14 protein-coding genes, 3 pseudogenes and 1 riboswitch are annotated in these 13,026 nt (G+C 40.1%); of the genes and pseudogenes, 11 read left to right on the forward strand and 6 right to left on the reverse strand.

Annotated features, from left to right (window positions below; all coding sequences use genetic code 11):
* Positions 1-170: 170 nt before the first annotated feature.
* Positions 171-764 (forward strand): annotated as a pseudogene (locus AWH49_RS20765) (PhnE/PtxC family ABC transporter permease); the annotation flags it as partial.
* A gap of 89 nt (positions 765-853) precedes the next feature.
* On the opposite strand, the gene AWH49_RS11140 reads toward AWH49_RS20765, so the two are convergent.
* From AWH49_RS11140 to AWH49_RS11150, 3 genes are all read right to left on the reverse strand, one after another.
* Complete coding sequence (locus AWH49_RS11140; RefSeq protein WP_082862795.1) at positions 854-2,278, reverse strand: Na+/H+ antiporter NhaC family protein; 1,425 nt, start codon at positions 2,276-2,278, stop codon at positions 854-856.
* 86 nt (positions 2,279-2,364) lie between these two features.
* On the reverse strand, positions 2,365-3,930 hold the full coding sequence (locus tag AWH49_RS11145) for an alkaline phosphatase family protein (protein ID WP_063965766.1): 1,566 nt from the start codon (positions 3,928-3,930) through the stop codon (positions 2,365-2,367).
* A gap of 150 nt (positions 3,931-4,080) precedes the next feature.
* Entirely contained in the window at positions 4,081-4,392 is a 312-nt protein-coding gene (locus AWH49_RS11150) for a hypothetical protein (protein WP_063965767.1), read from the reverse strand.
* 229 nt (positions 4,393-4,621) lie between these two features.
* Between AWH49_RS11150 and AWH49_RS19235 the strand changes: the two genes are divergently transcribed.
* Positions 4,622-4,786, forward strand: a complete 165-nt coding sequence (locus tag AWH49_RS19235; protein ID WP_082862798.1) for a thiamine-binding protein — start codon at positions 4,622-4,624, stop codon at positions 4,784-4,786.
* 230 nt (positions 4,787-5,016) lie between these two features.
* Here the strand turns inward: AWH49_RS19235 and AWH49_RS19735 are convergent, their stop codons facing one another.
* Positions 5,017-5,118, reverse strand: coding sequence for a CPBP family glutamic-type intramembrane protease (locus tag AWH49_RS19735; protein WP_157723719.1), 102 nt, complete (start codon positions 5,116-5,118; stop codon positions 5,017-5,019).
* A gap of 38 nt (positions 5,119-5,156) precedes the next feature.
* Entirely contained in the window at positions 5,157-5,363 is a 207-nt protein-coding gene (locus AWH49_RS19240) for a cysteine-rich CWC family protein (protein ID WP_082862796.1), read from the reverse strand.
* 180 nt (positions 5,364-5,543) lie between these two features.
* Between AWH49_RS19240 and AWH49_RS19245 the strand changes: the two are divergent.
* The 7 genes and pseudogenes from AWH49_RS19245 to AWH49_RS11175 form a co-directional block, all read left to right on the forward strand.
* Positions 5,544-5,837: pseudogene (locus AWH49_RS19245) on the forward strand (NAD(P)H-dependent oxidoreductase); the annotation flags it as partial.
* 255 nt (positions 5,838-6,092) lie between these two features.
* Entirely contained in the window at positions 6,093-6,755 is a 663-nt protein-coding gene (locus tag AWH49_RS11155) for a nitroreductase family protein (RefSeq protein WP_063965768.1), read from the forward strand.
* Positions 6,756-7,193: 438 nt separating this feature from the next.
* A pseudogene (locus tag AWH49_RS11160) lies at positions 7,194-7,663 on the forward strand (orotidine 5'-phosphate decarboxylase / HUMPS family protein).
* 97 nt (positions 7,664-7,760) lie between these two features.
* Positions 7,761-7,979 (forward strand): hypothetical protein, encoded by a 219-nt coding sequence (locus AWH49_RS11165; RefSeq protein WP_157723717.1) that lies wholly within the window; start codon positions 7,761-7,763, stop codon positions 7,977-7,979.
* 91 nt (positions 7,980-8,070) lie between these two features.
* The gene (locus AWH49_RS20390) at positions 8,071-8,235 is read left to right on the forward strand and encodes a hypothetical protein (RefSeq protein ID WP_169815993.1); all 165 of its coding nucleotides are present in this window, start codon (positions 8,071-8,073) and stop codon (positions 8,233-8,235) included.
* Positions 8,236-8,317: 82 nt separating this feature from the next.
* Complete coding sequence (gene hxlA, locus AWH49_RS11170; protein ID WP_063965770.1) at positions 8,318-8,947, forward strand: 3-hexulose-6-phosphate synthase; 630 nt, start codon at positions 8,318-8,320, stop codon at positions 8,945-8,947.
* Between the two features lie 130 nt (positions 8,948-9,077).
* Positions 9,078-10,076, forward strand: a complete 999-nt coding sequence (locus AWH49_RS11175) for a heme-dependent oxidative N-demethylase family protein (protein ID WP_063965771.1) — start codon at positions 9,078-9,080, stop codon at positions 10,074-10,076.
* 152 nt (positions 10,077-10,228) lie between these two features.
* On the opposite strand, the gene sspL is transcribed toward AWH49_RS11175, so the two are convergent.
* Positions 10,229-10,363: a small, acid-soluble spore protein L gene (sspL, locus tag AWH49_RS11180; RefSeq protein ID WP_018393630.1), complete on the reverse strand. Its 135-nt coding sequence runs from the start codon at positions 10,361-10,363 to the stop codon at positions 10,229-10,231.
* 270 nt (positions 10,364-10,633) lie between these two features.
* Positions 10,634-10,822, forward strand: a riboswitch (cobalamin riboswitch).
* 141 nt (positions 10,823-10,963) lie between these two features.
* On the opposite strand from sspL, the gene AWH49_RS11185 reads away from it, so the two are divergent.
* Both AWH49_RS11185 and cobJ read left to right on the forward strand, forming a co-directional pair.
* Complete coding sequence (locus AWH49_RS11185) at positions 10,964-11,329, forward strand: (2Fe-2S) ferredoxin domain-containing protein (protein WP_018393629.1); 366 nt, start codon at positions 10,964-10,966, stop codon at positions 11,327-11,329.
* Positions 11,330-11,363: 34 nt separating this feature from the next.
* Complete coding sequence (cobJ, locus tag AWH49_RS11190) at positions 11,364-13,022, forward strand: precorrin-3B C(17)-methyltransferase (protein ID WP_063965772.1); 1,659 nt, start codon at positions 11,364-11,366, stop codon at positions 13,020-13,022.
* Positions 13,023-13,026 lie beyond the last annotated feature (4 nt).

Below are 13,026 nucleotides of genomic sequence, written 5' to 3' on the forward strand. Positions count from 1 at the left end.
ATCACGATAGAGATATTAACGCAGGACAAAATCTTAAAAATGAAGCATTAAGACTTCTAACCGCAGGAACTGCGGGGATAGCCTAATCAATAACTGACGGACACGTTGGTGATCTTAGGAATCCCCCACTTCAAGCAACTCTTAAGCGTTCTAAGTGGCGGGTGGTTCAACAAGTATTTGTAACACTCGGGCTTGCCTTTCTTTTTAACCATTTTGTTTGGCGCGATCATTGCTGTCCTTTTTGGATTGCTGGCAGCTGTGAACCTGTCATCAAAACGGGTTTTGATAATGATAAAGGGAATGGTTGATTTTATTAGAGCGGTGCCGACTGTGCTATGGGTGCTGATATTCACGGTTGCCGCCGGTTTAGGAGCTCAGCTGCAGTAATTGGCATGACCTTTCATTCCATCGGCTACTAAATCAAGGCGTATTCAGAGTCATTCGAAAAATTGGATCAAGGAGTGATTGAAGCCCTGCAGGCAAGCGGCGCCAATTGGTGGCAAATTGTCTTTCAAGCGGTCATTTCTTCATCCATCACTTATATGATTTCCTAGACGTTCCTCCGCTTTGAAATTAACTTTGCGGTAGCAATCGCCACGGGAGCAGCTGCAGGAGTCGGAGGAATCAGATACGACATGTTCATGGCTAGCAGCTTTTATTTAGATATGAGGGAAATCGGAACCATCACCTATTTTATCCTTGCTGTTGTCATTACTCTTGAAAATGTTGCGATAATAATAAAGAGGAAGCTGAAGGCGGTGTAGGGATCGAACTGAATAAACAAAAACTCCTGCTATCGAATCAATAGCGGGAGTTTTTATATGAACCTTCAGCAAGTGTGCCGGCAGCTTTTTCAAGAAACGAAAAAGCTGCTTACAACAAATAATACAGCTGCTATTACTCCTCCAATAGCTGAAACCTTCAATTTATAGCGGGCATAGTCAACAAGGTCCATATCCAAAATGGAGGCAGTCGTAATGGTCGTATCACCAAGAGGGGAGGTGATTGCCCCGAATGCGCCGCTTGCAAAGACAGCGCCGACTGTTAAAGGAATGGATGCATTCGTTGAAACAGCCAGTGTAATTCCCAATGGCATAAACAGTCCCCAGGTTCCCCAAGAGCTTCCAATAAAATAACCGACGATAGAACCAAGCACAAAAACGGTAGCAGGAGTCAGAAAAGCAGGCAGAAAGCTTCCGAGTGAGCCGCCGATAAACACGGAAAAACCAAGATCCTCAGCAGCCAGTGTTAATGCCCAAATGAGAATGAGCAGGCTGATTGCTTCCATCATTTGATTGCTGCCATCGTAAAAATGATAGAGAATTTCATTCATCTTTACGCGTCTGATTATGTAAAAAATAAACGTTAATACGAGAGTAATAAAAACAGCCAGCAGCATCACAAATGTAGCATCCGCCATTGAAAAGGCTTCAAAAATGGTGTTAGCTCCTTGTGTCATACCGTCCTGCCATAACAGATAGAGTGAAAGTGCCAGCAGCAAAAATACCGGGAAAATCAAATGCCATGGCTGCGCTTTAACGAGCGATAATTCTTTCCTAATCCCCATCCGGTGAAACTCATGTTCTTTTTCTTCAAGGTCTGAATGGATTTTCTTATTGCTGAGGCCCGTCCTTTTATGCGGCCAAAATGTCTGCGCAATCCCAATAAGCAGCATAACGATCGCATAAAAGTTAAACAAAATACTTAATAAGAACACTTCATAAGGGGACATGCCAAGGTTAAGGCCACTGATTCCACCCTCAACCAAAGAAACCATAAACCCGACAAAAGCCGTCGCAACCGGCAGCAGTACGATGACAGACTCAGTAGAAATATCGAGTGTCATCCCTACTTTTTGCTTGGAGAGGTGCATTTTTTTAATTAAGGACTTAATAATCGGTCCAATCATCATAATCCGAAACATCGGCATCATGAACGTAAAAGGGATGGTAATCCAAATAAAGACCAGAAGGCTCCTTTCCGTTTTAATCCTCGTACCAGCCCACTCCGAAAAACCTTTAATTCCGCCTGCAATATTCATCATTCCAACGAGACCGCTAAATAAATATAAAAACCCGATGATTTTGATATTTGTTTCATCTGAGAGGGTTGTAACAATGTAAGAAACAGATTGCTCAATACCAGCCAGCAATCCGCCTGACACGATTATGGAACCAATGAGAATGCCTACCACAAGCCCGGGCAGGATATTTTTAAGCCAGATAGACATCGCGATGACGATCATAAATGGAATAATAGAAAGCCATGTTTGATCCAAAATTTACCTCCTCTTATTATGAATTCAAAATAAAGATGGAACAAAATCATCCTCGCTTTTGTTCCATCTTATAAAAAATATAGGCGTTATTTTGTCAGTTCTACTAGCCAGTCTTTAAAATCGACTAACCGCTGGTGCTTAGGTGCCTGATCTGTTCCCGTGATAATCAGGGGTACCTCAGAATCTATTTTGTGTAAGGATCCATGAGCTGCTCCCCCAGCGTGATTGGGGCTATGTGTTCCGACAAATTCATACCCGGGTTTTGCATCAACGATGATATATTGGCCTTCGTGTGAATGAAGTGCTCCATATAGTCTTGCAAGGGCATCAGGGTAATCATCATAGTTGATTTCATTTTGTTCATTGACGGATAAATCCAAAACAGAACGATCTCCTTTCAAATCCCAGGATTGTCCATACTGATCTGTGTATGGGCCGTTAGGTGAAAAGGTAAATGGTTTATCGGATCCTTCCGCCAGTACATGGCTGATATTGTCCTTTTTCCAAGCAATAAAATCAATTCTGGAATCCGTTTTTAATTTCGATGTAATGTCAGATATCTCAATCCTTTCATCTTGTATATAAATGTACGCCATCCGTTCATTGACAGCTAAAGCCAGTTCCTTGTTAGACGGTTGATCCGGGTTCCAAAAGGTATATTCATCCAGTAACGTGTTTAAATCAATCAGCGCCTTATTGCGATCCTTTATAATAGCGGATTGCCCGCTGTCGCCATGCACAATCCAAATGGCTTTTTGAATCGCGTCATCCCATGATGAGTAGGCGTTCAAAATCGTCTGAAGCTGTTTATCCACTTCTTCAATCCCTTTCTGTTCCTTTGGCCCATGTTCATGAACTTGCTGATCTAGGTTCGGGAAATAGGCAAGAGTGAAGGCAGGCAATTTATCTTTTTGAATGAAGTATGTCAGCTCATTTGACGTGAATTGATTATTGATGCCCATCGATTGCCACACATAATTATACTGGTCATTTTCCGGATTGAATTGTGACAAGCTCCCAATGGATAGAAGGGCCGGTCCGTTTACTTCTACGTCGTGTGGCAAAAGGTTCATCCCTGAAACAAGTGTTGGAATATGTAAACGATGAGTATGATCTCCACGATGGATCAGACCATTTATAGAAGCGGATTGAATATGACTTTTCGTCAGCTCCTCATAAATGGTAGGTGTACTCTTGTTTAAATGCGTCTCGTTTAACTCGATCAGGCCATCTCTTACTACATTTTTTATGCCGAGGTTCCACATTTCGCTTTTTCCGCCTCCATAACTAATGAGACGGTTTTCATCTTGCTTAAACCAGCTAAGACCTGGGATCTTATGCTTATCAGCGTAAGTACCTGTTAAAAGAGTACTGTCAATGGTCACGGACATCGTGGGGTAAGAGCTGACCACTTCAGGAAGATACTGTCCATGTTTCATTAAAAATTCGAGTGCGGGCGCTTTCCCTTCATCCATTGCTTTTTTCAACGGCTGATCCATTAGGGAATCGATTACTAATACGACTACTGGTTTGGGAGCTGCCGTGATGGAAACTTTATTTAGATCTTTTGCGGGCGTAATCAACAAATACCAGCCTAGACCGACGATAAAGAAAGAGAAAATAATAACAGACACGAATATTTTGCGTATCATGACGTCAACCTTTCCTTGATGAATATCGTTAGTATGGATAAAAAGAGGAAGGTGGATACTTAATTGAAAAAATAAAAAGCTTATAGAACGGCCTTGATACAGGCCGTGTCTATAAGCTAAGCTGTTTTAATTTGATTTATTACTTACACTTTATTTGACATTGTTCGGTGTTTGATTTGATGATTGCTGTTGAGAAGCTTGGTTATTCATCATTCCTTGAAGGGGCTGTGCCATTTTTTGTGTAGCCTGTCCGTTCATCATTCCCTGCGTAGCCTGTCCATTCATCATTCCCTGCGCAGCCTGTGGAACTTGTTGGGCTGCGGACCCAGTCATGGAACTCATAATGGTTTGCAGGAACGGCTGGAAAGTTCCACTGCGCAATCCTCTTGCTATTCCAAAAATAGCCGCACCTATTGCACCTAGTGATAACATAGAGCTAAGCATGCCGTTTCGATTATTCACTAACCATCCTCCTCCTTCTTCTTGTTTTGAAAAAGCTTTTTTATTATGTGAAAGCAGGCTGTAATTATTCTGGGTTTATTTTCTTCGTTCTGTATGACTCCTGCTTTTATTTTTATTGATTAGGTAAATGAGGAAAATGAAGATTTTTCAAAGGATGCGGAAAACATGAAAATCATTGGTAAAATTACATACTAAACCATCTTGTAGATCAACGTATCATACTTTTTTTATGAACTGGATACATTTAAAAAACATAGAAAATCGTCTTTTTCCTCATTCTAAAGAGGAAAAGGGATTAAAATATCAGTTAACACCTACTTCAACAGTAGTGGAAGGAGATATCGATCAACTGTGGGAAGTAGCAAAAGACATGCATCAAGAATCCAGTGACTGAATACGACGGCACCCGTAATAACTCCTGCTTTTTTCTCAAAATTGCCCAGCAAGAGACGTTGCTATTATGGCAAGCAATCATGCCCCGACGAAGGAATGAATGTAGAATACATAAATCATCATGCTGGTATAGCCGTCGTCGCTCAATGGCTCGATTATCTCTACTCCAACTAAACTAAACGGAACAAACGCAATTAGCCTTTACGCCCTTTTGGTGAATGTTTTCGTAATTTACGCAAATGCAGTAAGAATAATAGCAATGGCATTAAAAGTGCCATGAATGATGATGCCAGGAATGACTGAATGAGTCTTTTCGTATGCCCAAGCAAAGATTAGACCAGATGCCTAATGTAATTTAAAAACTTGTCTATCTACCCTTTTTTCTTAAACTGCTCTAGACAGTTTTTGCATATGCACGTTTTTCTTAATTGATCAGGTGATACTAGGTCAAAAATCTCTTTTGGAAAGACTTCTTCGTGACACCAACATATTCCTATTGATTTATCTTTAGAATTGCAGCAATGATTGCTTTTACCGCAGAGTGGACAACTCTCAGATTCATTGATCCCTACCGTCATGTTCGATCACCATCTCTATTTTCTATATTTCACCTAATTATACCAGGGTGTCAGTCCCCCCTCACTTTATACGTCCATTATAATCAAATATACGTTCCTTTTGTAAGTGACAAGTGTTGAAAAAACAAAAAAGTCGAACGATTAACGAACCGTCCAGCTGCAGAAGCTGTATCAAGCAAAATGTATGAAACATTTATGGAAGAAGTAAAAGATGTACAAGGTCTTAATGTAACAACTTTCGACGTGTTCGCAGACGATATGCCTTACTTCGGTTAAGACGTATTCAACGCTTTTGGAAAAATGCAAAACGCAGAAGATTTATTAGACGTCGAGTAACGTATTTTAGCTGCTAAACAAAAAGCAATGGATGTGTTAACAGCTGCCGATGTAGTTTTTTTCGCGTTCCCATTATGGAACTTAACAATTCCAGCGAAAGTACAAACATTTATTGATTATGTGTATCGAGAAGGTTTCAAACACATCATTTGCTCAATCAGTTAAGAAATAGTAATGTAGGATGGAATTAAAATAATACTGAATTCTGATCCTTACCAAAAATCTGTTATGATGAATAAGGAAAAAGAGATAGAGAAAATATTTTAATCTATAGAGATAGTACCACCTTTATCACCATTTCCACGCCAAGGTTAAAACCTTTGCTATATAAGAAATTTCCTTAAAATGGTCGGTTTAGGGAGGTTGTAAAATACAATTACTGGAGGAATTATAATGTCAAATACACAAACCACCAATACGATCGAACAGCAAACCTTCTTCGATGTTATTCGGGAACGTCGTTCCGTTCGTACGTATGACCCATCAGTGCAGATCTCGCGCGAAGAAATGAACGAAATACTGGAGCAAGCAACATTGGCTCCTTCGTCTTCGAATCTGCAACCATGGCGTTTTCTAGTAATCGATACACCGGAGCTGAAGCAAAAGCTCCTGCCGATCGCGTTCAACCAACAACAGGTAGTCGACGCGTCGGCTGTTATCGCTGTGCTCGGCGACGTGGAAAGCTACAAGAAAGCTGAGAAAATTTACGGACAGGCAGTCGAATCAGGCTTTATGCCTGAGGATACGGCTAAATCATTCATCGAGCGTACGGTCGGCACGTACTCAAGCTTGCCACCTGAAGTGGCTCGCCAAATCGTATACACGGATGGAGGCCTTATTTCGATGCAGCTCATGCTTGTCGCCCGAGCCAGAGGTTACGACACCGTTCCGATGGGAGGGTACGATAAAACAAAGTTCGTTGAAGCGTTTGGCATCTCAGAACAGTACGAGTCGGTTATGCTCATTGCTATCGGTAAAGCAATGAAGCCTGGACATCCGACTACACGTCTTCCTATCGAGGATGTAGCTTTCTTTAACGAAATGCCATCGGTATAAGTAAGCATAGTGTAAAAGAAAAGACCTTCGTGCACGCTTTACACGGATGCTCGAAGGTCTTTTACATTAGTATGTTGATTTTGGCACACTTGGACTAAATTTCCGGTTTATGCAGCTATAGGGGGCTTATGCCGTTTCGGAAGTCAATCTCATGTATACACTACATTATGGGTCAGTGATGGCCCCCTCACATTTACTGCATCCGTTGGACGACGGGTGTGGTTTTTTTGCATCTATCGCTCATATTTGTGTATCCTCAATCATCAGCTTAGAAAATCTAAAATGAGGAAGGAAATCATTTATTAAATTTTATAGTATACTTCTTGACACTATTTGATAATAAAGTGCGTACTTTATTTTCTAAACATTGGCACATATAATAAGTATAGCATCAAATTAGTAAAAAACTAACAAACCATTAGAAGGAGAGACATATCCATGAAATTACAATTAGCACTTGATCTTGTCAACATTCCAGAAGGTATCGCAGTAGTTAAAGAAGTAGAACAATTCGTTGATGTCGTTGAAATCGGCACACCGGTTATTATTAACGAAGGCCTTCGTGCAGTAAAAGAAATGAAAGAAGCATTCCCTAACTTAACAGTTCTTGCAGACTTGAAAGTAATGGATGCAGGCGGTTATGAAGTAATGGTAGCNNNTGTGTACATACAGGTTACGATCTTCAAGCTGCAGGTGAAACACCGTTTGAACAACTTAACACAATCAAAAGTGTCGTGAAAAATGCGAAAACAGCAGTAGCAGGCGGCATTAAATTGGAAACACTTCCAGGTGTTATTGCAGCACAACCGGATCTTGTTATCGTAGGCGGCGGCATCACAGGCGCAGACGACAAACAAGCAGTTGCGGCAGAAATGCAACGACTCATTAAAGGTGCAGTTACAGCTTAATTTAAACGAACCACTTTTAAATGTAAGATGAATGAAAGCCGTCTCAACGAGGAATCTCTTGAGGCGGCTTTTTCTTATGAAATGGAGCTGTACGGATATGACGAAAGAATTGTTGTATTTGGTGCTGCAGGTGTTAGCGAAAGCTGCTGTAAAAGCATTTAAAGAGATAATAAGGGAACATTTTTTGTTTGTTTACCAAAAGTTAAAGATTTATAATCAATTATTTCCAGAAGTTGTAAGGGCAAAATCAAAAACAGTGCGGGTTTCAGTGTATGGAGACTTGCGTTGTTTTTATTTGTTTTACAAACAGACATGAGAGTGGCATCCTTTCATTTCTCGAGTGAATATGAACGTAAGAACCGGGAAAGCTATCGGTGGTTCATTATAATCGAAAGGGAGATGATTAGATGGTTAAGCGTAAAGCTGAAAGAAATGCTGTAGAAAAATATGCTAAGACCCCGAAAAAAAATGTTGCGGAAGCAGATTACTCTGTAGAATTTGCTGATGGGGAAGATCCAATGAAAGGGGCAAATCGTAACTCTAATCTTGGCCGGAAAGGCAGAGGCAATTGACGAAAAGAAAAGTTGGATCACAATGAGTGTAGCATTAAATTAGTAAAAAACTAACAAATCAATTAGAAGGAGTGACATATTCATGAAATTACAATTAGCACTTGATCTTGTCAACATCCCAGAAGGTATCGCTGTCGTGAAAGAAGTAGAACAATTCATTGATGTCGTTGAAATCGGCACACCCGTTGTTATTAACGAAGGCCTTCGTGCTGTAAAAGAAATGAAAGAAGCATTCCCTAACTTAACAGTTCTTGCGGACTTGAAAGTTATGGACGCGGGCGGTTATGAAGTAATGAAAGCATCAGAAGCAGGCGCAGGTATCGTAACAGTTCTTGGCGCAACAGATGATGCAACAATTAAAGGTGCTGTAGAAGAAGCGAAAAAACACGGTTCTGAAATCTTGATCGACATGATCAACATTAAAGACCTTGCAAAACGCGCACAAGAAGTAGACGCACTTGGCGTAGATTACATCTGTGTGCATACAGGTTACGATCTTCAAGCTGCAGGTGAAACACCGTTTGAACAACTTAAAACAATCAAAAGTGTCGTGAAAAATGCGAAAACAGCTGTAGCAGGCGGCATTAAATTAGAAACACTTCCAGGTGTTATTGAAGCACAACCAGATCTTGTTATCGTAGGCGGGGGCATCACAGGTGCAGACGACAAAAAAGCAGTTGCGGCAGAAATGCAACGACTCATTAAAGGTTGAGTTACAGCTGTAGTTACAAAAAAAATATACCGATAATGTAATGATAAGACATTCTATAAGGAGCTATTCCTTGTAGAATGTCTATCGTTTTCTAAAAAACACTTATATTTTATGAAGGAGGAAAAAAAGAATGGATAAAGCTACTCCTACCCCTATAAAAGTCGTGAAAGTTCCAAATCGGCCTATAGCAGACCGTTTCCCATGGCCGTTTAAGGGAGACACGCATGACTTTTCTAATAATTCCAAACCACTAGAGCCCCCAATTATGCTTGATATTACTCCTGAATATGTTGAAGAAATCAAACTGAAAAGGGAACTTCTAGACACCAGAAAAGAGCAAACGTATCAATCTGCTCCGCATTCTTTTGAAGCACAATGGGAAATTTTAGAGATGACTATGGATGAAATGGCATCCATTTTTCCACACTATTTCAGTGTTGTTAAAAACGGAAATGAGTGGACATTCCAAAATCACATACTTGGAGAAGAACAATCTTTTACTTTCGGAGATAATTCAACTTTACCGTATGAGCCGTTAGACTTTATAGGCCGCCATGTTCAAGCAGATTTGATTTATCTTGCACAAAGAGATGGAGATCTGTACTTAGACGCTGGACAATTATGTTTTCCGGCCAATTGGTCGCTTAATTTCGATTTCGGGATGGATTTTATGTCTATTCATTTTCCTGTGCCATCACGTTTTACGACAAGCGGTTTAGCTGAGAAAATTCGTAATTTTATCATGAGAATGGAACCTGGAAAGCCGTGGACTCGATTTAACTGGACAGTGACTGTTGAGCCAATTCTTGATTCATCTCCTGAAGCATTTGATGAATGGGGAGTAAAAAAAGATAACGTAACAAGTGAAAATGCAGGAGAATTGGTTTATTTCAGAGTAGAAGATCAAAAACTCTTTCGACTTCCGCGCAGCAATGGAATTTTGTTTAGTATTCACACACATTTAATTAGACTAGATGAAATAGCTAAAAACCCTCAGTGGACGAAACAATTAAATAATATATTGGTTACCATGGCTGACGATATCACCGAATACAAAGGATTCCTATCTTATAAAGATAAATTAGTCACATATTTGGAAAGTACGATAGAAGAGACTTCTTCAAATTAATCAAATTGTTGTATTTGGATAGCGGGCTTCCTTAAAGATAGAGGCAATTGACGTAAAGAAGAAAAGCTAACTCGGTTACAATATTAATTTGTGGTTTGCTTGGACTGCAACTTAAAAATAGAAGCAATCGGCGATTCGCCGATTGCTTCTATTTATTTTGTGTTTTTCTTTTTAGCTGCGTTTTCCAGTTTGCTTTTTGGCTCTTCAGCGAATTCCGTATCTCCGTAACCTTGAGGAGTTACACTAGGAGCTTTTTTGCCTCTATTACTTTTTTTGCTATTTCCCATCTTTCTCACCCCCCATCTAGATACCACATCAAATGTTTTTAGCTCGAATTGTAGTATTTCCAAAAGGAATAAATATAATCCCTTTATTTTGCACTAAAAATAGTTTGTTAAATAATTCATTTAATCCCTTTAAATTTGATCCATAAACACGTATAGTGAACATTCAAAGATTATTTATCTGTTTATAATTTTGGAAAGGTATTATATGATAAGTATTGTATTATTATATTAAGTTAAGAAATATTGGATTTTTATATGGAAGAATGAAAATTAAATAATTAATTTAAAAGTGCCCGAAGCGTCATGCTCGGGATAATAGGGAAATCGGTGAAAGTCCGATGCAGCCCCCGCTACTGTAACGCTGATGAAATTGTCAAAAACCACTGGTTTAAAAACTGGGAAGGGACAAGAGTAAATAGAAGCGTAAGCCAGGAGACCTGCTTTTAAATGTGAACGATACTTTTCGGAGGGAATGGTTGAGGCTATTAAGCGTGTGGACTGGCATTTTTTGCTGTTTCATTCGATTAACGATGCTTCTTAAACCTTGACTCTTTAGAGTGAAGGTTTTTTTTATTTCCCTCCAACCATTAGGAGGAAAAAATGACAACATGGAATTTAAAAGGGACAAAGTCTCATCTGTTCATCTGCAACGGGAGTAGTTGTATGAGAAAGGGCGGCGAAGAAGTGACGCAAGCTGTTCGTGATGAAATTGGTTTACTAGGGTTAGATGAAGAGGTTCATACGACAAGAACTCGTTGTAACGGAAGATGTAAAGATGCTTGTGTTGTCATTGCTTATCCAGAGGGTACTTGGTATCGAGTAGATTCACCTGAAATTGGTCGTCAAATTGTTCGGGATATGCACGAACCTATTCTTGAAACGCATAAAGTGTATCAATTTGTGAATGGAGAAATGTCGCCTAATCCAGCTGCTTCTGCTCTTGTAGGGATTTCAAAGAAAAAGTAGAATCCTGTTACAAATTATGAAAGGAGATGTTTGTATGGAACAAAAAGGGAAACTATTTGTTGTTGGATTTGGTCCAGGAGACTTTAAACATATTACGACGCGGGCTGTAGAAGCGCTTCAAGAAAGTGATTTCATTATTGGTTACAAAACGTATGTGGAACTGATTCAAGACTTATTGACAGATCAAACGGTTATCAGTACGGGAATGACCGAAGAAGTATCGAGAGCACAAGAAGCAGTAAAACAAGCGGAAAATGGCAAGAAAGTGGCGGTCATTTCAAGTGGTGATGCAGGGGTTTATGGAATGGCAGGTCTTGTGTATGAGGTTTTGATCGAAAAGGGCTGGAAAGAAGAAACAGGCGTTGAAATCGAAATTATTCCGGGCATCTCAGCGATTAACTCTTGTGCATCGTTGCTGGGTGCACCTATTATGCATGATTCTTGTACAATCAGCCTTAGTGATCACTTAACACCGTGGGATCTTATTGCCAAACGAGTTGAAGCAGCGGCACAGGCCGATTTTGTCATTGCGCTTTATAATCCACGAAGTGGTCGGCGAACAAGACAAATTGTTGAAACGCAGAGAATTCTACTTAAATATCGTTCACCAGAAACCCCAGTAGGGCTAGTGAAAAGTGCATATCGTGAGCGTCAGGATATTGTGATTACGAATCTAGCGGAAATGTTGAATCATGATATTGGTATGCTCACAACCGTTGTGATTGGGAATTCATCGACGTTCTTATATGACAATAAAATGATTACACCTCGTGGCTATCAAAGAAAGTATACGCTGAATGCAGAAAAGCAACCATTGAAACCGCATCAACGTTTACAAAAAGAAGCAGAACCATGGGCGATGGATCAAGAAACGGGCCTAACACAGGGCTCTTATGAAGAAGCGGCTGTCGGTTTGTTGACGAAAGCGCCTGCGCCTGAGAAAAAGAGTACATCTTTTGAAATAGCGATGGAAGCTTTGTCGAGAGTGTCCGGTCAAAGCGCTGCGCAGTCTATCACTCCACCATTAGTTCAACAAGAAATGGAATCGTTGTTTGAACTAGCTGTTAGTCCGGGTGTGGCGAATAAGCAATTTACACCAAGACAAATGATGATGCTCGCGGAAGTCGTTGGTGAAAAAGGAACGATGGAATACACGCCGAATCACAAAATCATTTTAAAAATTCCAACAACTGAACCAGATAGCATTATGGAAAAGTTGCAATCAGTCGGCTTCTTGCTGTCTCCAATCGGTGATGTTGTTACGCTGAAAGCATGCGACTTCTGTGATGGTGAAAAAGCAGAATCGATTCCTTACGCAGATGAACTACAGCAAGTGCTTGGTGGAATCGAGATGCCGAAGGAGCTTAACATCGGGTTTAACGGATGTGGCATGGCTTGTTATACAGCAGTAATTGACGATATTGGAATCGTTTTCCGTAAAGGGAAATTTGATTTATTTTTAGGTGCAAAGCCAGTCGGTCGAACCGCTCATCCAGGTCAGCCAGTTGCAGAAGGAATCGAACCAGATCGTCTCGTCGAATTAATTACGAATATAGTTGAGGAATACAAACAAAACGCGCATCCAAATGAACGACTGTTTAAATATTTCAAGCGTGTGAAAAAGATTCAAGGCTATCAATATCAAGATATGGCTCCAAAAATTAAAATAGAGCCAGCACCATGCGGAGATTAATAAA

Source organism: Domibacillus aminovorans (genome assembly GCF_001643235.1).
GTDB lineage: Bacteria > Bacillota > Bacilli > Bacillales > Domibacillaceae > Domibacillus > Domibacillus aminovorans.

Bases quoted from the DNA above. Each gene is read 5' to 3' on its own strand.
- AWH49_RS20390 (WP_169815993.1), top strand. From the start codon at position 8,071: ATGGTTAAGCGTAAAGCTGAAAGAAATGCTGTAGAAAAATATGCTAAG.
- AWH49_RS11145 (WP_063965766.1), bottom strand. From the start codon at position 3,930: ATGATACGCAAAATATTCGTGTCTGTTATTATTTTCTCTTTCTTTATC.
- AWH49_RS11165 (WP_157723717.1), top strand. From the start codon at position 7,761: ATGACGAAAGAATTGTTGTATTTGGTGCTGCAGGTGTTAGCGAAAGCT.
- sspL (WP_018393630.1), bottom strand. From the start codon at position 10,363: ATGGGAAATAGCAAAAAAAGTAATAGAGGCAAAAAAGCTCCTAGTGTA.
- hxlA (WP_063965770.1), top strand. From the start codon at position 8,318: ATGAAATTACAATTAGCACTTGATCTTGTCAACATCCCAGAAGGTATC.
- AWH49_RS11155 (WP_063965768.1), top strand. From the start codon at position 6,093: ATGTCAAATACACAAACCACCAATACGATCGAACAGCAAACCTTCTTC.
- AWH49_RS11185 (WP_018393629.1), top strand. From the start codon at position 10,964: ATGACAACATGGAATTTAAAAGGGACAAAGTCTCATCTGTTCATCTGC.
- AWH49_RS19235 (WP_082862798.1), top strand. From the start codon at position 4,622: ATGAACTGGATACATTTAAAAAACATAGAAAATCGTCTTTTTCCTCAT.
- cobJ (WP_063965772.1), top strand. From the start codon at position 11,364: ATGGAACAAAAAGGGAAACTATTTGTTGTTGGATTTGGTCCAGGAGAC.
- AWH49_RS11175 (WP_063965771.1), top strand. From the start codon at position 9,078: ATGGATAAAGCTACTCCTACCCCTATAAAAGTCGTGAAAGTTCCAAAT.
- AWH49_RS19240 (WP_082862796.1), bottom strand. From the start codon at position 5,363: ATGACGGTAGGGATCAATGAATCTGAGAGTTGTCCACTCTGCGGTAAA.